The sequence below is a fragment of the Paraconexibacter algicola genome, assembly GCF_003044185.1.
In the GTDB taxonomy this organism is placed as follows: Bacteria; Actinomycetota; Thermoleophilia; order Solirubrobacterales; family Solirubrobacteraceae; genus Paraconexibacter; species Paraconexibacter algicola.
The window spans coordinates 2,744,124-2,759,410 of sequence record NZ_PYYB01000001.1 but is presented as its reverse complement, the minus strand read 5'-3'; the positions used below and the strand labels follow the sequence as shown (position 1 = coordinate 2,759,410).

Below are 15,287 nucleotides of genomic sequence, written 5' to 3'. Positions count from 1 at the left end.
CGTGACGCGTGCGATAGCGTCGGCGCCGGATGGAGTGCGAGGGGCATCCCAACGTCACGCACCGGGACGCCGTCGCGACCGTCGCCGTCGCCGCCGGCGAGCTGCGCTGCCAGGAGCAGCGGCTCGCCCGGGACATCGGTGCGGTGGGCGCGGGCGTCACGCGGTTCGTCGTCCCGCCGGGCGGCCGGACGACCCCGGCGCACGTGCACGGCGACGAGGAGGAGCTCGTCTACGTGCTCGCGGGCGGCGGGCTGAGCTGGCAGGACGGCCGCACGCACGCGATCGCGGACGGCGACGTGCTGCTGCACCGCATCCACGCGGAGGCGCACACGCTGATCGCCGGCCCCGACGGCCTCGACGTGCTCGTGTTCGGGCCCGCGAGCGCCACGAACCTCACCTGGCTTCCCCACGCGGGCGTGATGCGCGTCGGGCCGCGCTGGCTGCCCGCCGAGGTCGCCGACCCGTACGCCGCGGAGGTGACGGCGGGTCCGCTGCCGATGCCCGCCGGCGGGCCCGAGCCGACGCGGCCCGCGACCGTCGCGCACCGCGACGACGTCCCGGCCGAGCGCTACGACCGCCCCGGGTACGAGGGCGTCGAGCGGCGCCTGGGCGAGCATCTCGGCGCCCGCAGCACCGGCCTGCGGCACACGTGGATCGCGCCCGGGGCCCTGAGCTGCCCGCCGCACTGGCACAGCGCCGAGGAGGAGCTGTTCGTCGTGCTCGACGGCGACGGGCACGCGCTGCTCGGCGACGACGAGGTGCCGCTGCGCGCCGGCTCGGTGCTGGCCCGCCCGCCCGGCACCGCGGTCGCGCACGCGCTGCGCGGCGGGCCGCAGGGCATGACCTACCTGTCGTGGGGCACGCGGGTCCCGGCGGACGTCGTCCACTACCCGCGCTCGGGGAAGATCGCGATCGCCGGGCAGTGCTTCCGCGTCGAGCCCGTCGACTACTGGGACGGCGAGTGAGCGACCTGCCGCTGCTGGACCGGCGGCTCGTGCTCGTCACGGGCAAGGGCGGGGTCGGCAAGACGACGGTCGCGACCGCGTTCGCGCTGCACGCGGCACGGCGCGGCCGGCGGGTCGCGCTGGTCGAGGTCGCCGCCCGCGACCACGTCTCCCGCGCCTTCGGCCTCGGCCCCGCCGACGTCTTCCGCGAGCGTCCGCTCACCGACGGGCTCGTGCACGTCTCCGTGGACGCCGAGCCCGCCCTGCGCGAGTACCTCGCCGACCAGCTGCCAGTCCGCGCGATGGCCGACGTGCTGACCGGCAGCCGCGCGTTCGCCTACCTGGCCGCCGCCACCCCGGGGTTCCGGGAGCTGCTGACCGTCGGGAAGATCTGGGAGCTCGCGCAGGACACGCGCCGCACGCCCGGTGCCCGCCCGTACGACCTCGTCGTCGTCGACGCACCGGCCACCGGGCACGCCGTCGCGCTGCTCGACGCCCCCCGCACGTTCGCGGACGCCGCGCGCGTCGGTCCGATCGCCCGACAGGGCCGTACGATCAGCGAGATGCTGCTCGATCCCCGCCGCACCGCCGTGCTCGCCGTCACCACCGCGGAGGAGCTGCCCGTCGGCGAGACGCTCATGCTCCGCGACGACCTGCGCCGCGTCCTCGGCGCCGAGCCCGCGCTCGTCGTCGCCAACGCGGTGCGCGCCGCGCGCCTGACCGGCCCCGAGGTGGAGCGCGCGAGCGCCGCCGCGCCGGCCCCGGTCGCGCGGGCCGTGCGCCGGGCGCACGACGTCACCCGCGAGCAGCAGGCCCAGCTCGGGCGACTGCGTCGCGCGCTGCAGGGCAGCGACGTGCCCGTGGTGACGCTCCCGTTCGCCGGGGACGGCGACCTCTCCCCCGCCGAGCTCGACGGCCTCGGCGGGCTGCTCGGCCGCCGGCTGGAGCGGACGGCCGCGGCGGTGGCGTCGTGAGCGTCGCGCGCCGCCTCGAGGGCAAGCGGGTCTGCATCGTGGCGGGCTCCGGCGGAGTCGGCAAGACGACGACGTCCGCCGCGATCGCGCTCGGCCTCGCCGCCGAGGGCAAGCGGGTCGCCGTCGTGACGATCGATCCCGCCCGGCGGCTCGCGAGCGCGCTCGGGCTCGAGGAGCTCGGCAACGAGCCGCACCGCGTCGACCCGGCGCTGTTCGCGCAGGCCGGCGTCGAGGTCCGCGGCGAGCTGTGGGCGATGATGCTCGACGCCAAGCGGACCTTCGACGAGCTGATCGAGCGCCTCTCCCCCGACGAGCGCACCCGCCGCGAGATCCTCGACAACCGCATCTACCAGGAGCTCTCCGGGGCGGTCGCGGGCACCCAGGAGTTCACCGCGATCGCGAAGCTCTACGAGCTCGACCGCGACGGCAACTACGACGTGGTGATCCTCGACACGCCGCCGTCGCGCAACGCGTTGGACTTCCTCGACGCCCCGGACCGGCTCACGAGCTTCTTCGAGGGCCGGGCGCTGAAGCTCTTCCTCGCCCCGTCCGGGCTCGCGGCGAAGGTCGCCGCGCGCGGCACCGGGGTCGTCTTCAGCGTGCTCAAGCGCGTCACCGGCGTCGACCTGCTCCAGGACCTCAGCGTCTTCTTCCGGGCGCTCGGCGGGATCATCGACGGCTTCACCGAGCGGGCGTCCGGGGTGAAGGCCCTGCTCGCCGACCCGGGCACGACGTTCCTCATCGTCACCTCGCCCCAGCGCGAGCCGGTCGACGAGGCGATCTTCTTCCGGGGCAAGCTCGACGAGGCGCGGATGCCGTTCGGGGGGCTGATCGTCAACCGCGTCACGCCCGGCGCCGGCGACGAGGAGGTCGACGTCCCCGCCCTGACCGCGTCCCTGACCGAGGGGCTCGGCGGCTCGCTCGCCGGCAAGGTCGCGAAGACCTACGCGGAGGCGCAGGCGCTCGCCCGCCGCGACCGCCGCGCGATCGCCCGGCTGCAGGAGGAGCTGCGGGTCAGCGACCCCGTGCTCGTCCCGCAGCTCGACGGCGACGTGCACGACATCGGCGGGCTCGCACGGGTGCAGCAGCACCTGTTCGCCAGCGACGCCGAGCGCGAGCGACTGCTCGCGCAGGCCGCCGGTCTGGCGTAGCGGCGCTCGGTCCCGGGCATCCTGGGGGCGTGCTGCACGAGCCGACGCCCCCCGAGGGGGCCGCGGGCGACGGGGCCATCGCGGCCCGTCCGGCGGTCCCGCCGCGCCTGGACGTGGCCGCCGCCTGGGCGTGGCGGCTGCTCGTCCTGGCGGCCGCGGTCGTCGCGCTCGGCTGGGTGGCGTTCCGGCTGCAGGTCGTGACGCTGCCGCTCGTCGTCGCGCTGCTCGTCACCTCGGCGCTGTGGCCGCTGACCGCGGCGCTGCGCCGGCGCGGCTGGGGTGCGGCGGGCGCGGCGACCGCGACGTTCCTGCTGCTCCTCGCGGGCCTCGCGCTGCTGCTCGCGCTCGTCGTCGTGCCGGCGGTCACGCAGGCCGGCGACCTCGAGGACAGCGTGCGCTCGGGCGCCGCGAACCTGCCGTCGGAGCTCGGCGGCCTGGGCATCACCCGCGAGGACGCGCAGCGGGCGGTCGACGGGGCGGCAGACGCGCTGCACGACAACGCCCGGGAGATCGGCTCGGGCGCGTTCCGGGTCGCGCTCGCGGCCGCGAGCCTCGTCGGCGCGGCGATCTTCGCGCTCGTGCTCGTCTTCTTCTTCCTCAAGGACGGCCCGCGCCTGTGGGGCTCGCTCGTGCGGCTGCTGCCCCCGGAGCGGCGGCTGGAGATCGACCAGGACGGCCGGGCCGCGTTCGCGTCGCTGTCGGGGTTCATCCGCGCGCAGGCGCTCGTGGCGACGGTCGACGCGATCGGGATCGGGCTCGCGGTCGCGCTCGTCGGGGCGCCGCTGGCGCTGCCGATCGCGGTCCTGACGTTCGTGCTCGCGTTCGTCCCCGTCGTCGGGGCGATCGTCTCCGGGCTCGTCGCCGTGCTCGTCGCGCTGGGCTTCGGCGGTCTCACGGACGCGCTGATCGTGCTCGGCGCGGTCGTGCTCGTGCAGCAGCTCGAGGGCAACGCGCTGTTCCCGCTGCTGGTCGGCCGCAGCGTGTCGCTGCACCCGGTCGTCGTGCTCGTCGCGCTGGGCTGCGGCGGCACGCTCGCCGGGGTCGGCGGGGCGGTCGTCGCCGTGCCCGTCGTCGCGGCGGTCGCGGGCGTGCGGACCGAGCGCCGCTCGCGCGCGATCGCGCCGCGGCCCCCGGTGCGACCGCTGGAGGGGCCGGGCGCCCCCGCGCCCGCTCCCGGAGCGCGCTGAGCGCGCGGGCGGGTCAGGCCACGGTCGGCTGCTCGAAGCCGTCCTGGGCCAGCAGCCGCTCGGCGAGCTCGCGCAGGTCGGGGTCGAGGTGGCCGCAGAGCACGTCGCGCAGGATCGCGCGCAGGTGCTCGGCGAGCTCGGCGGCGACGCCCCCGAGGTCCAGGGCGGCGGGCGCGGTCCCGGCGACCGCCGCGCGCTCGAGGTCGACGATCGCGGCGATCCGGTCGCGCAGCGCGGTCCGGCCGGCCGCGTCGGCGCAGAGCACCGCGACGCGCGGGGCCAGCCGGCCGGCGGACGGGCCCTCGGGCTCCAGCAGGGCGCGGAGCGCCAGCAGGTGGTCGGTCAGCGCGTGGGCCGGATCGGCCTGCAGGCAGCCCTGCTCGAAGCGGGCCAGCGACCACGCGAGCGGCCCGCTGCGCGGCGTGCGCCGCGAGACGAGGCTGCAGAACGCGCGCAGCTCGTCCTCCTCGTCGGGCGTGACCGTGCAGGGCAGGGTGCCGACCGCGGCGGGCGGGCGGCCGGGCAGGCCCAGCGGGACGCCGTGCCAGGCGCCGCCCCCGGTCCGCGCCCACGCGGCCGCGCCGCACGCGAACGCGGCGTCGTCGTACAGGCGCAGGGCGACGAGCAGGCGGCGCAGCCGCACCCGCGCGTGGTCCAGCGGCGCGTCGTCCCCGGGCGCGGCCTCCCAGCTCAGCAGCGCGACCGTGTGCGGCTCGTCGCCGCTGCGCGGCCACGCGGCGTCGGAGGGCACGTCCTCGAGCAGGTCGCCGCGCGCGAGCAGCAGCCCATCGCCGAGGGCCACCTCCTCGCCGAGCAGGCGCAGCCCGAGGATCGGGACGGCGACCTCGGTGAGCGTGCGTCCCTCGCCGCTGCGGCGCACCAGGTCCTCGACCGCGCGGTCGAGCCGCTCGGGCAGCAGCTGGAAGTCCGTGGAGTCCGCGAACACGGTCGTGAGGAAGACGCGCAGCGCGGTCTCGGCGCGGGCGCGGCCGCCCGCGGCGCACCGCTCCTCCCCGTGCGCCGCCAGGTACGCGTCGAGACCGCCCGCGGCCGACAGCGCGTGGACGGCGGGCAGGTAGCTCGGGAGCCGCCCGAGCAGCCCGAGCCGCTCGCGGATGAAGTCGGCGGTGAGCGGCCGGTAGCAGTAGAGCGGCGTGTCGCGACGGTGTCCGCCGGACTCGACGATCTCGAACGGGACCTCCGCGCCGTCCTGGGCCGCCGCGGCGAGCTGCCAGGCGGCCTCCTCGGCGAACGCCGCGAGCGCGGCGTGCAGCTGGCGGTTGCGCATGGTGGGCGGTTCTGCGTGACGCGGACACCTTCCTGCCGACTGCAACGGTCGTTGCAGTCCGTCCGGGCTGCAGCTTTTCCCTGCGTGGCTGCAGGTTCGGGTCGATGACCCCGTGCAGAGCGCGGACCCCGCCGGGAGCCGGGAGGGGTCCGACGAAGCCCCGACCATGGTCCGCCCGCGCGTCCTCTCCCGCCGTCCCCTCGCCCTGCTGGCGGGGCTCGCCGTGTCCGGCGCGGCGCTCGCCGTCCCGGCCCCCGGGCCGCTCGTCGCGGTCGTCGGCTCGCCCGTGGCGAGCGCGGTCGCCGCCACCCCGTCGACGCTCGGCAGCCGCGGCCTGCGCCACGGCGTCCGCGGCCGCGACGTCCGCGAGCTGCAGCGGCTGCTGAACCGTGCCGGGTTCCGCACGCCGATCACCGGCACCTACGCGCGCCACACGGTCCGCTCAGTGCAGGCGTTCCAGCGCGCGGCCGGACTGGAACCCAGCGGCGTGGCGGGCCGCCGCACGATCACCGCGCTGCGGGCCGCCGCGTCCAGCGGCGGGGCGGCGCCGATCGCGGCGCCGACGGAGACGACGACCGCCTCCCCCGCCGCCGCGGCCGGGGCGCCGCGCACGCCCGCCCAGGTCGCGACGATCACCGCGGAGGGACTCGCCGTGGCGCCCGCCGGGGCGCCGCAGGCGGTGGTCGACCTGATCGCCGCGGGCAACGCGATCGCCCGGACCCCCTACCGCTACGGGGGCGGGCACCGCAGCTTCGAGGACGACGCCTACGACTGCTCGGGCTCCGTCGGCTACGCGCTGCGCGGCGCGGGCCTGCTCGAGCGCACCATGACCTCGGGCGAGCTCGAGTCCTGGGGGGCGGCGGGGCCCGGGTCGTGGCTGACCGTGTACGCCAACGCCGACCACACGTTCCTCGTCGTCGCCGGCATCCGGTTCGACACCTCGGGCCAGAAGCGCGCCGGGACGCGCTGGCAGCCGATGGACCGCGGCACGGACGGCTTCGTGACCCGCCGCTGGCCGGGCCTCTGACGGGTCGCCTACCATCAGGGGATGGGTCACCCCGTCCCCGAGATCCCCTGGGCGCAGCTCGCGGCCGACCGGCTCGCCGACGCCGGGTACCGCCGTGGCGGGGCGCGACAGGCCGTGATCGACCTGCTGGGGCGCCAGCCGTGCGCGCTGTCGGCGTTCGAGATCGAGGACCGGCTGCGCGATGGCTCCCGGCGCGTGGCCCGGGCGAGCGTGTACCGCGTGCTGGACGAGCTCGAGAAGCTGAAGCTCGTGCAGCGGATCGAGGTCGGGCAGGGCATCACCCGGTACGAGGCGCACCATCCCGACGGGCACCACCACCATCACCACCTCGTCTGCGACGGCTGCGGTGACGTGACGCCGTTCGAGGACGACGAGCTGGAGCGCGCGATCCACCGCGTCGCCGACCGCGTCGCGTTCGACGTCACCGAGCACGAGATCGTGCTGCACGGCACCTGCGGCGACTGCACCGACGGCTGAGCGGGTCGCTCGCCGCGCATCGCGGTGGCGGCGGGGTCAGTGCCGCGGCAGGCCGTCGATCTGCACGAGCTCGTCACGGTGCTCGTGGTCGACCTGCAGCGTCGTGTGCTCGAGGCCGTAGCGGTCGCGCAGGAACGCCTGGAGCTCCCGGCGCAGGGCGTGGCAGTCGTCCCCCGGGGCGACCCGCACGTGCGCGGCGAGCGCGGTGAAGCCCGAGGTGACCTCCCAGACGTGCAGGTCGTGCACCTCGCGCACGCCCGGGCGGGCGGCGAGCGCGCGTCCGACCTCGTCGGGGTCGATGCCGTCGGGCGCCCCCTCCAGCAGCACGCGGCTGCTGTCGCGCAGCAGCCCCCAGCCGCCCCAGAGCATGAGCACGCAGACCGTGAGCGCGGCGACGCCGTCGGCCGCGGCCCAGCCGGCGGTGACGACGAGCACGCCGGCGATCGCCGCACCGATCGAGGACCACAGGTCGGCGAGGTTGTGCAGCGCGGCGCCGCGCACGTTCAGGCTGGCCCGGCTGGCCCGCGCGAGCACCCAGGCGACGATCCCGTTGACGAGCGCACCGGCCACCCCGATGGCGATGACGATCCCGCCCTCGACGTCGGGCGGGTCGGTGATCCGGCCGATCGCCTCGGTGCCGATCACCGCGGCGAGCACGAGCATCGCGGCCCCGTTGAGCTGGGCGCTGAGGATCTCGCTGCGGCCGAGCCCGAAGGTGTAGCGGCCGCCGGGCGGGCGGGCGGCGATCCGGGCGGCGACGAGCGCAATGGCGATCGCGCCCGCGTCGGTGACCATGTGGGCGGCGTCGGACAGCAGCGCCACCGAGTCGGCGAGCACGCCGGCGACGACCTCGACGAGCGCGAACCCGAGGTTCAGGACCAGCGCGATCCACAGGAGCCGGCGGTCGGCGTCCCGATCGATCGCGTGCGAGTGCCCGCCGTGCCCGTGGTCGTGGCCGTGGTCGTGCGCGCCGTGGGCGTGGTGGTCGTGGGCCACGTCCCGACGGTAGCGGGACCGTCGTGAGACAGCGTCCTACAGGCTCGACAGCAGCCAGAGGCCCAGGGCGGTGAAGCCGACCATGACGACGAGCATCACCTGCTGGGAGCGGGCGGCGGCGCGGTGGTCGCCGCCGAACAGCTCGAGCGCGCGGTCGTGGGCGAGCACGATCGCGGCGACGTGACCCGCGATGAGGATCGCGACCTGCACGTACCAGTTGCGCTCGGGCGGGAGGACGCCCGGGTCGGCGGTCCACCCCGCGGTCCCGAAGTAGTCGGTGCCGGCGCCGCGCGGGTCGGACAGCAGCGCGGGCAGCCGCTGCCCGTTGATCAGCAGCAGCGACAGGTAGTGGGCGACCAGGTACGCGGCGGCGATCGGGACGAGCGAGGGCGAGAACGCGTCCCAGGCGGAGCGCCCGGCCGGCCAGCCGCGGGTGCGCTCCGCCGACCGGCAGGCCAGCCAGTACAGGCCGCTGATCAGCGCGATGCAGACGACGATCAGCGCGGCGGCGTAGACCGTGTACGAGAAGTCGCTGGAGAGCCCGCGGCGCACGAGCCAGCGCGTGACGTCGGGGGCGGTGTCGGCGTAGATCGAGCCGCCCGAGAGCCCGTCGTAGGTCGTCGTCCCGATCGCGACGAGCACGACGGCGGTGATGCCCGGGGTGGCGTCGTAGCCGCCCAGGCCGCGCAGCACGGGGCGCCGGCGGATGCGCGCGAGCAGCCCGAAGAGGACCGAGAATGCCTCCGCCCGCCGGTGCCAGGTCTCGACGCCGTAGACCGCCATGCCGACGAACGTCACGCCGGAGTAGATCGCGGTCGCGGTCGCGATGTTCGCGGGCCGGTCCCCGGAGGACGCGACGAGCTCCAGCCAGGCGAACGCGAGCACCCCCAGCGCCGCCGGCCACGCGCCGAGGCGCTGCGGGTAGTCGACGGCGGGCGGGCCCTCCACCCCGAGCCGGCGGGTCAGCGCGCCGACCCCGCGGCCGAGGGCGCGGAACGGGCTGAGCGTCGACCAGACGTCGCCGAACAGGATCGAGGCGACCGCGACCCCGACCCAGAAGACGACGAAGACGAGCGTCGGCGCGAGGTTCGCCTCCGGGACCTCGGTGCCCGACCAGCCCGCCCACATCGTCGCCAGCCACAGCACGACGGCGAGCGCCCCGACCGGGATCTGCACGGCGAGCGGCACGGGGTCCGCGGCGTCCGGCGCGCGGTCGGCGCCCGGGGCGTCGGGGCCGGCGGGCCGCAGCCTGGGGGTGCGCCAGGCGGTCCCCAGCCAGACGAACGAGACGACGAGCACGATGGCGGCCGCCCAGCCGAAGAGCCACGACGGGACCGGCAGGTCCGGGGCGGCGTCGATGCCGTGCGCGACGGCGGGGGTGGCGGGGAGCAGGACCGCGGCGAGCAGCCCGGCGCCCAGGGCGGCGCGGCGTCGGCACATCACCGACTGGATGCTAGACGGCGCGTGGTCGCGCGACCGTCACGCGGCGCAGGGCCCGGGCCGCGGAGGCGCCGAGGGCGAGGAGCACGAGGCAGGCGGTGATCGACGCGCCCGCCGCGGTCTCCGCGTAGTAGCTGACGTACAGGCCGGCGATCCCGCCGACGACGGCGACCGCGGCGGAGGCGAGCATCATCGGCGCCATCCGGCGGCCGACGGCGCGCGCCGCGGTGGCGGGCGCGATGAGGATGCTGATGACGAGCAGGTTGCCCAGGCCCTGCACGGCGACGAGCAGCACGACGGCGAGCAGCAGCAGCAGCGCCGCGTCCACGGCCAGCGGCCGGACGCCGAGCGCGGAGGCGCTGAGGCGGTCGAAGCCCACGGCCAGCAGCCGCCCGTGCAGGAGGACGAGCGCGAGCACCGCCCCGAGGACGAGCACGCCGGCGAGGAGGAGGTCGGTGTCGGACACGCCCAGGACGTCGCCGAAGAGGAGGTCCTGCAGGCGCGGGGGCGCGTCCGGGGACAGGGCGAGCAGGACCCCGAGCCCGAGCATCGCGGTCACGACGACCGCGACCGCGGTGTCGCGGCCGAGCTCGGGGATCCGGCCGGCGAGCGCGACGGCGAGCGCGGCGGCCGCGAGTCCGGCGGCCCCGCCGAGCAGCAGCGGCAGGCCGGTCAGCGCGGACAGGACGAGCCCGGGCAGCAGGGCGTGCGCCAGCGACTCGGCGCTGTAGGACAGCTCGTACTGGATGACCCAGCAGCCGAGCAGCCCGCCGGCGATGCCGAGCAGGACGACCTCGAGGAACGCCCGCTGCATCAGCGGGTCCTGCCACGGCTCGATCACGGCCGGTGGTCGTGCCCGTGGTCGTGGTCGCAGTGGTGTGCGGGCAGGACGGTCCGCTCCGGCCCGTGCTGGGCGCAGTCGATGTCCACGAGGTCGGCGCCGTAGGTGCGCTCGAGCACCTCGCGGGTCAGCAGCGACGGGGCGCCGAACGCGATCTGCTGCTGGTTGAGGCAGAGCACGAGGTCGTTCCAGCCGCGCGCCTGCTGCACGTCGTGGGTGGCGATGAGGAGCGTGCGGCCCTCGGCGGCGAGCCGGGCGAGGACGTCCTCCAGCAGGGCGGCGCTCGTGGCGTCGAGCCCGCTGAACGGCTCGTCGAGCAGGATCACCGGCGCGTCCTGGACGAGGGCGCGCGCGACGAGCACGCGTTGGCGCTGCCCGCCGGAGAGGTCGCCGAAGGTCCGGTCGACGTGCTCGCCGAGCCCGACGGCGGCGAGCGCCTCGCGGGCCTGGGCGCGCTCGGCGCGGCCCGGGCGCCGCCACCAGGGCAGCCGGGAGATCGCGCCCATGAGCGCGACGTCGAGCGCGCTGACCGGGAAGTCCAGCCGCGAGCGCTCGGTCTGGGGCACGACGGCGGCGCGGGCGAGCTCGACGGTGCCCGCCCGGGGCGCGAGCTCGCCGAGCAGGACGCGGAACAGCGTGGTCTTGCCGCCGCCGTTGGGGCCGAGCACGGCGACGCGCCTCCCGGCCCCGACGGTGAAGTCGATCCCGTCGAGGATCGGGGGCGCCGGCGCGGGTCGGTAGCCCGCGGTGACGCCGCGGACGGCCAGCAGCGGCACGCCGGGATCGGCGCCGACGGTGGGCTCGGCGGGGCTGACGGTGCTCATGCGCGGGCGACCTCCGGGAGCGGGCGGGCGCGGACGACGCCGCGGCGCAGCCCGGCGCGCAGCAGGGCGGCGAGGACGAACGCGCCGCCGGACAGGACGGCGATGGTCGCACCGGGGGGCGCGTTGGTCTCGACCGAGAGCCAGAGTCCGGCGACCCCCTCGACGGCGACGAGCAGCACGGTGGCGACCTGCCAGGCCCGCACCCGCCGGACGAGCAGCCGCGTGGTGGCGGCCGGGACGACGATCAGCGCGGTGGCGAGCAGCGCGCCGACCGCGGAGAGCACGGACAGCGCGACGAGCCCGACGAGCGCGAGCAGCAGCACGTCGGGCAGCGCGGAGCGGACGCCGAGGGCGCGGGCGGACGCGGGGTCGAAGCCGGTGGCCAGCCAGCGCGGCTCGAGCAGCACGGTGGCGAGGAGCACGACGGCGCTCGTGACCCCGGCGAGGACGAGGTCGCCGTCGTCGATGACGAGGAGGCTGCCGAACAGCAGTGTCTCGACGCTCGCGGCGGAGCCGAAGACGTCGGAGGCGAGCAGCACGCCGATGGCGAGCGCACCGCAGAGCACGAGCGCGGTGGTGGCGTCGTGGCGCTCGGCGTCGCGGCCGCTGCGGGCCGCCTGGCGGCCGAGGGCGCCGACGCCCAGGGCGACGAGCAGCCCGGTCCCGGCGGCGCCGAGCGTCGCGGCGAAGCCGAGCCCGTCGGCGAGCACGAGGCCGGGGAAGGTGGCGGTGCCGACGGCGTGGGCGTAGAACGCCAGCCCGCGCAGGACGACCCAGGTGCCGATGAGCCCGGCGCCGACAGCGAGGAGCAGGACCTCCCAGACGCCACGCTGCACGAACGGCAGCTCGAAGACCTCGAACACGCCGACCATCGTAGCGGGAATGAGAACGGTTCTCGCTTTATGCAGGGGCGGGTCCACCGACCGCGAAGACGGATCCGTGTCCCGGCGCCTGCTCCTGCACACCCGTCCGGGCCGGCTGATGGCCGGCGCGGTCCTCGTGCTGTTCCTCGCGACCCTCGTCGGGCTCGTCGCGCTGTGGGCGCCCGACGACCGCGGCGGCGACCCGCGCGTGCAGCGCGTCACGACGCTCGCGGCCGAGGTCGTGTCGGTCCGCGAGGAGGCGTGCCCCGGCACGCAGCAGGCCTGCCGCTCGATCGTCGCGCGCGTCGACGAGGGCCCCGACCGCGGCGAGCGCACGCGGATCACGCTCGGCCCGGTCGAGGTCACCCCGGACCTCGACCCCGGCGACGGGATCCGCGTCAGCCGCGCCGAGATCCCGGAGGGCGCGACCGCCGAGGCCTACGCCTACGTCGACCGGGAGCGCCGTGGCCCGCAGCTGTGGCTGGCGATCGTCTTCGCCGTCCTGCTCGTCGGCATGGCCCGCGTGCAGGGCCTGTGGGCGCTGCTCGGCTTCGCCGCGAGCCTCGCGCTCGTCGTCGAGTTCCTCGTCCCCGCGATGCTCGAGGGGACCGCCCCGCTGCTCGTCGCCCTCGTCGGCGCACTGGCGGTGATGTTCCTCACCGTGCTGCTCACCTACGGCCTCGCCGCGCAGAGCCTCGCGGCGATCCTCGGGATCGCCGCCTCGCTCGCCGTCGCCGCGCTGCTCGGGCAGCTGCTCGTCGACCTCACCGGCCTCGACGGTCGCGGCGGCGACACCGCCAACGCGCTGGCGTTCGCCGCCGGCGGCGTCTCGCTCCAGGGGATCGTGCTGGCGGGCATGGTGCTCGGCGCCCTGGGCGTCCTGGCCGACACCGCCGTCACCCAGGCCTCCGCCGTGCTCGCGCTGCGGCGCGCCAACCCGGACCTGACCGCGCGCGGCCTGTACGCCGGGGCCTTCTCGGTCGGCCGTGACCACCTCGTCGCGACGACCCACACGCTCGTCCTCGCCTACGTCGGCGCCTCGCTGCCGCTGCTGCTGCTGCTCGACGCGGGCGGGGTCTCGGGCGCCGACCTGCTCAACAGCCCGGAGATCGCCGAGCCGGTCGTCGCCACGCTCGTCGGCTCGATCGCCCTGCTCCTCAGCGTGCCGCTCACCACCGCGCTGAGCAGCGTCCTCGTGGCGCGGATGCCGGTCGACGCCCTGCCCGCGGGCGGCGGGCACCACCACCACGCCCACTGAGACGGGCCTGGAATACTCGGGCGACGATGTGCGCCCAGTGCATGATGGGAGCGGCGACGGCCGCGACGGCAGCGACCGGCATGCGGTCGTGGCTCGCGACGCGTCGCTGGTCGTGGCTGACGCGGGAGCGGCTGCACCGCGTCACCGTCGTGCTGCTCGGCAGCGGCCTGCTGGCCTCCGCCCTGCTGGTCAGCGGCTCGGGCTGACCCCGCCGGAGCTGCCCGGCGTCCCGGCGCCCGTCGACGGCCCGGTCGCGCCGCCCGCCGTCGCCCCCGTGCCGCCCGTGGAGGTCGGCGCGGGCGTCCGGCGGATGTCGCGCACCGCCCGCACGAACAGCGGCTCGGCGCTCGTCGGGGTGCGCGCGGGCCCCGTCCGGACCGTGAGCCGGTAGAGGCCGGGCTTCGCCAGCCGCACGGCCTGCGCGAAGCGTCCGCGGCGGACCCGCAGGGCGGTCTCGGCGACGCGGACGTAACGGCCGTTGCCGGCGTCCCGCTCGACCAGGACGCGCGCCGGCGCCTGCGGCCGGACCTGCCCGGCGATCGCGACCGCGCGCCCGGCCTGGATGCGGGTCGTCGCCGCCTTCGCGGTCACGAGCGCCCCGACCGTCACCGTCGTCTGCGGCGAGCGCACCGACGCGGCGCCGGGCGCCGGCCGCGCGGTGGCCCGCACGGCACCCGAGGCGCGCCACGGGGCGCTGGCCTGCCAGCGCCCGTCGCCGTCCGTGGTCGCCCGCGCGATCGTGGTGAACGACCCGGAGCCCCCCTGCTTCTGCAGGTTGACCCGCACGCCGGAGACCGGCCGGCCGTCCGCTCCCAGCAGCCGCCCGGAGAACTGCGCGCTGCGCCCGTACGGGACCTGCCGGGTGGCCGCGGCGACGGTCAGCTGCGCGGCGGCCGCGGCGGCTGGGCTGGGTGCGACCTTCGCGGCGCGCGAGCGGATCTCCGGCAGCTGCGCGTACAGCGCGTTGCCCGGGCAGGCGGTCGAGCAGCCGTCGCGGTGGCCCGCGATCCGCTGGAACGTCACCGCGCGCCCGCTGGGGAAGCGGTTGGTGCGCCCGCCGCCGCTGGTCACCGTCACGGTCCCCGAGACGGGAGCGCCGTGGATCGCGAGCTTCCAGCCGATCAGCCGGGCCATGGCGTCGAGCGCCGCCGGGGACTGCGGCACGTCGCTGAACGTCCCGAGGTTCGCGATCCCGGTCGAGACGCGGTTGTAGCCCTCGGCCTGCGCGCCGATGACCGCCTGGTCGACCCCGCCGGCGCGGCCCTCGAAGATCTGGCCGAAGCGGTCGACGATGAAGTTGTAGCCGAGGTCGTTCCAGCCGTTGGTATCGCGGTGGTACTTGCAGATCGACAGGACGATCCCGGCGGAGTCCGCGGCGGTGTACTCGTTCGCGGAGACCGTGTGGTGCACGAACGCCAGCTGGACCTCGCCGTAGCTCGGGTCGGTGCGCGGCGGGCAGCGGCCCGCCTCCCAGACGTCACGGCCGATGATCGGCGGCGCGCCGGAGGCCTGGCTGGCGGTGGCCGACACGCGCGCGACGCGGGCCGTCGCGGCCGAGCGCGCCGCCGCGGGCACGGCGACGAACGACACGGTCAGGCCGCCGAGCGGCCGGCGGGCGCGCAGCTGCAGCTCCTGCGCGCCACCGACCCAGACCGGCTCGGTGGCCGCGAGCGGGCCGCGGTCGTCGGGGCCGTGCCGGGCGACGTCCAGCGGCGCCCAGCGCGACCACGCGCCGCCGAGGGGCCGCGCGCGCACCTCGAGCCCCGCCCCGCGCACGCCGGCGCCGCGGACGCCCAGCAGGTCGAAGCGGTGCGGGGCGCGCAGCACGCGGGTCGTGCGGCCGCCGGCGAAGGCGGCACCGGTCACGTCCATCGAGAAGCTCGACGGGCGGCCGCGCATGGCCGCCCACAGCGGACCGGGCGCCCCGAACGACGGCACGACGGCGGCGGCCCCGGCGAGAGCACCGGTGGCGAGCAGGCGTCGGCGTGTCAGGCGGTCCGGCATCAGTGCCTCCAAC

At 76.8% G+C, this 15,287-nt stretch carries 15 protein-coding genes; 8 read left to right on the top strand and 7 right to left on the bottom strand.

Annotated elements, in window-relative coordinates; genetic code table 11:
- The first annotated feature begins 29 nt into the window (after nucleotides 1-29).
- From C7Y72_RS12985 to C7Y72_RS12970, 4 genes are read left to right on the top strand one after another with little or no spacing between them, the layout of a single operon-like run.
- On the top strand, nucleotides 30-965 hold the full coding sequence (locus C7Y72_RS12985) for a cupin domain-containing protein (RefSeq protein WP_107569158.1): 936 nt from the start codon (nucleotides 30-32) through the stop codon (nucleotides 963-965).
- Nucleotides 962-1,918, top strand: a complete 957-nt coding sequence (locus tag C7Y72_RS12980; RefSeq protein WP_158276841.1) for an ArsA family ATPase — start codon at nucleotides 962-964, stop codon at nucleotides 1,916-1,918. Before C7Y72_RS12985 ends, C7Y72_RS12980 begins: the two co-directional genes overlap by 4 nt.
- Complete coding sequence (locus C7Y72_RS12975; protein WP_107569154.1) at nucleotides 1,915-3,069, top strand: ArsA family ATPase; 1,155 nt, start codon at nucleotides 1,915-1,917, stop codon at nucleotides 3,067-3,069. The genes C7Y72_RS12980 and C7Y72_RS12975 overlap by 4 nt, the downstream gene beginning before the upstream one ends.
- Before the next feature lie 29 nt (nucleotides 3,070-3,098).
- Nucleotides 3,099-4,256, top strand: coding sequence for an AI-2E family transporter (locus C7Y72_RS12970; RefSeq protein ID WP_107569152.1), 1,158 nt, complete (start codon nucleotides 3,099-3,101; stop codon nucleotides 4,254-4,256).
- A gap of 13 nt (nucleotides 4,257-4,269) precedes the next feature.
- Here the strand turns inward: C7Y72_RS12970 and C7Y72_RS12965 are convergent, their stop codons facing one another.
- On the bottom strand, nucleotides 4,270-5,544 hold the full coding sequence (locus tag C7Y72_RS12965) for a hypothetical protein (RefSeq protein WP_107569150.1): 1,275 nt from the start codon (nucleotides 5,542-5,544) through the stop codon (nucleotides 4,270-4,272).
- 166 nt (nucleotides 5,545-5,710) lie between these two features.
- Between C7Y72_RS12965 and C7Y72_RS12960 the strand changes: the two genes are divergently transcribed.
- Together C7Y72_RS12960 and C7Y72_RS12955 are read left to right on the top strand one after the other, a co-directional pair.
- On the top strand, nucleotides 5,711-6,571 hold the full coding sequence (locus tag C7Y72_RS12960) for an NlpC/P60 family protein (RefSeq protein ID WP_107569148.1): 861 nt from the start codon (nucleotides 5,711-5,713) through the stop codon (nucleotides 6,569-6,571).
- Between the two features lie 21 nt (nucleotides 6,572-6,592).
- The gene (locus C7Y72_RS12955) at nucleotides 6,593-7,048 is read left to right on the top strand and encodes a Fur family transcriptional regulator (RefSeq protein ID WP_107569147.1); all 456 of its coding nucleotides are present in this window, start codon (nucleotides 6,593-6,595) and stop codon (nucleotides 7,046-7,048) included.
- A gap of 36 nt (nucleotides 7,049-7,084) precedes the next feature.
- On the opposite strand, the gene C7Y72_RS12950 is transcribed toward C7Y72_RS12955, so the two are convergent.
- Genes C7Y72_RS12950 through C7Y72_RS12930 form a run of 5 tightly spaced genes read right to left on the bottom strand, consistent with a single transcriptional unit; the run spans nucleotide 7,085 to nucleotide 12,012 of the window.
- Complete coding sequence (locus C7Y72_RS12950) at nucleotides 7,085-8,044, bottom strand: cation diffusion facilitator family transporter (RefSeq protein WP_107569145.1); 960 nt, start codon at nucleotides 8,042-8,044, stop codon at nucleotides 7,085-7,087.
- 36 nt (nucleotides 8,045-8,080) lie between these two features.
- Entirely contained in the window at nucleotides 8,081-9,484 is a 1,404-nt protein-coding gene (locus C7Y72_RS12945; RefSeq protein WP_107569143.1) for a fenitrothion hydrolase, read from the bottom strand.
- Between the two features lie 13 nt (nucleotides 9,485-9,497).
- Entirely contained in the window at nucleotides 9,498-10,325 is an 828-nt protein-coding gene (locus tag C7Y72_RS12940; RefSeq protein ID WP_233243830.1) for a metal ABC transporter permease, read from the bottom strand.
- Complete coding sequence (locus tag C7Y72_RS12935) at nucleotides 10,322-11,149, bottom strand: metal ABC transporter ATP-binding protein (RefSeq protein WP_107569141.1); 828 nt, start codon at nucleotides 11,147-11,149, stop codon at nucleotides 10,322-10,324. The genes C7Y72_RS12940 and C7Y72_RS12935 overlap by 4 nt, the downstream gene beginning before the upstream one ends.
- Complete coding sequence (locus C7Y72_RS12930) at nucleotides 11,146-12,012, bottom strand: metal ABC transporter permease (RefSeq protein ID WP_158276840.1); 867 nt, start codon at nucleotides 12,010-12,012, stop codon at nucleotides 11,146-11,148. The genes C7Y72_RS12935 and C7Y72_RS12930 overlap by 4 nt, the downstream gene beginning before the upstream one ends.
- Before the next feature lie 76 nt (nucleotides 12,013-12,088).
- Between C7Y72_RS12930 and C7Y72_RS12925 the strand changes: the two genes are divergently transcribed.
- Nucleotides 12,089-13,270: a YibE/F family protein gene (locus C7Y72_RS12925; RefSeq protein WP_107569137.1), complete on the top strand. Its 1,182-nt coding sequence runs from the start codon at nucleotides 12,089-12,091 to the stop codon at nucleotides 13,268-13,270.
- Nucleotides 13,271-13,296: 26 nt separating this feature from the next.
- Nucleotides 13,297-13,476 (top strand): hypothetical protein, encoded by a 180-nt coding sequence (locus C7Y72_RS22820; protein ID WP_146175367.1) that lies wholly within the window; start codon nucleotides 13,297-13,299, stop codon nucleotides 13,474-13,476.
- Here C7Y72_RS22820 and C7Y72_RS12920 read toward each other — a convergent pair.
- On the bottom strand, nucleotides 13,460-15,274 hold the full coding sequence (locus C7Y72_RS12920; protein WP_107569135.1) for an N-acetylmuramoyl-L-alanine amidase: 1,815 nt from the start codon (nucleotides 15,272-15,274) through the stop codon (nucleotides 13,460-13,462). The genes C7Y72_RS22820 and C7Y72_RS12920 overlap by 17 nt on opposite strands.
- Between the last annotated feature and the right edge of the window lie 13 nt (nucleotides 15,275-15,287).

What these genes read in the sequence shown, in the direction of transcription:
- C7Y72_RS12935 (WP_107569141.1), bottom strand. Translation starts at nt 11,149, where the DNA reads ATGAGCACCGTCAGCCCCGCCGAGCCCACCGTCGGCGCCGATCCCGGC.
- C7Y72_RS12960 (WP_107569148.1), top strand. Translation starts at nt 5,711, where the DNA reads ATGGTCCGCCCGCGCGTCCTCTCCCGCCGTCCCCTCGCCCTGCTGGCG.
- C7Y72_RS22820 (WP_146175367.1), top strand. Translation starts at nt 13,297, where the DNA reads ATGTGCGCCCAGTGCATGATGGGAGCGGCGACGGCCGCGACGGCAGCG.
- C7Y72_RS12920 (WP_107569135.1), bottom strand. Translation starts at nt 15,274, where the DNA reads ATGCCGGACCGCCTGACACGCCGACGCCTGCTCGCCACCGGTGCTCTC.
- C7Y72_RS12945 (WP_107569143.1), bottom strand. Translation starts at nt 9,484, where the DNA reads ATGTGCCGACGCCGCGCCGCCCTGGGCGCCGGGCTGCTCGCCGCGGTC.
- C7Y72_RS12965 (WP_107569150.1), bottom strand. Translation starts at nt 5,544, where the DNA reads ATGCGCAACCGCCAGCTGCACGCCGCGCTCGCGGCGTTCGCCGAGGAG.
- C7Y72_RS12985 (WP_107569158.1), top strand. Translation starts at nt 30, where the DNA reads ATGGAGTGCGAGGGGCATCCCAACGTCACGCACCGGGACGCCGTCGCG.
- C7Y72_RS12955 (WP_107569147.1), top strand. Translation starts at nt 6,593, where the DNA reads ATGGGTCACCCCGTCCCCGAGATCCCCTGGGCGCAGCTCGCGGCCGAC.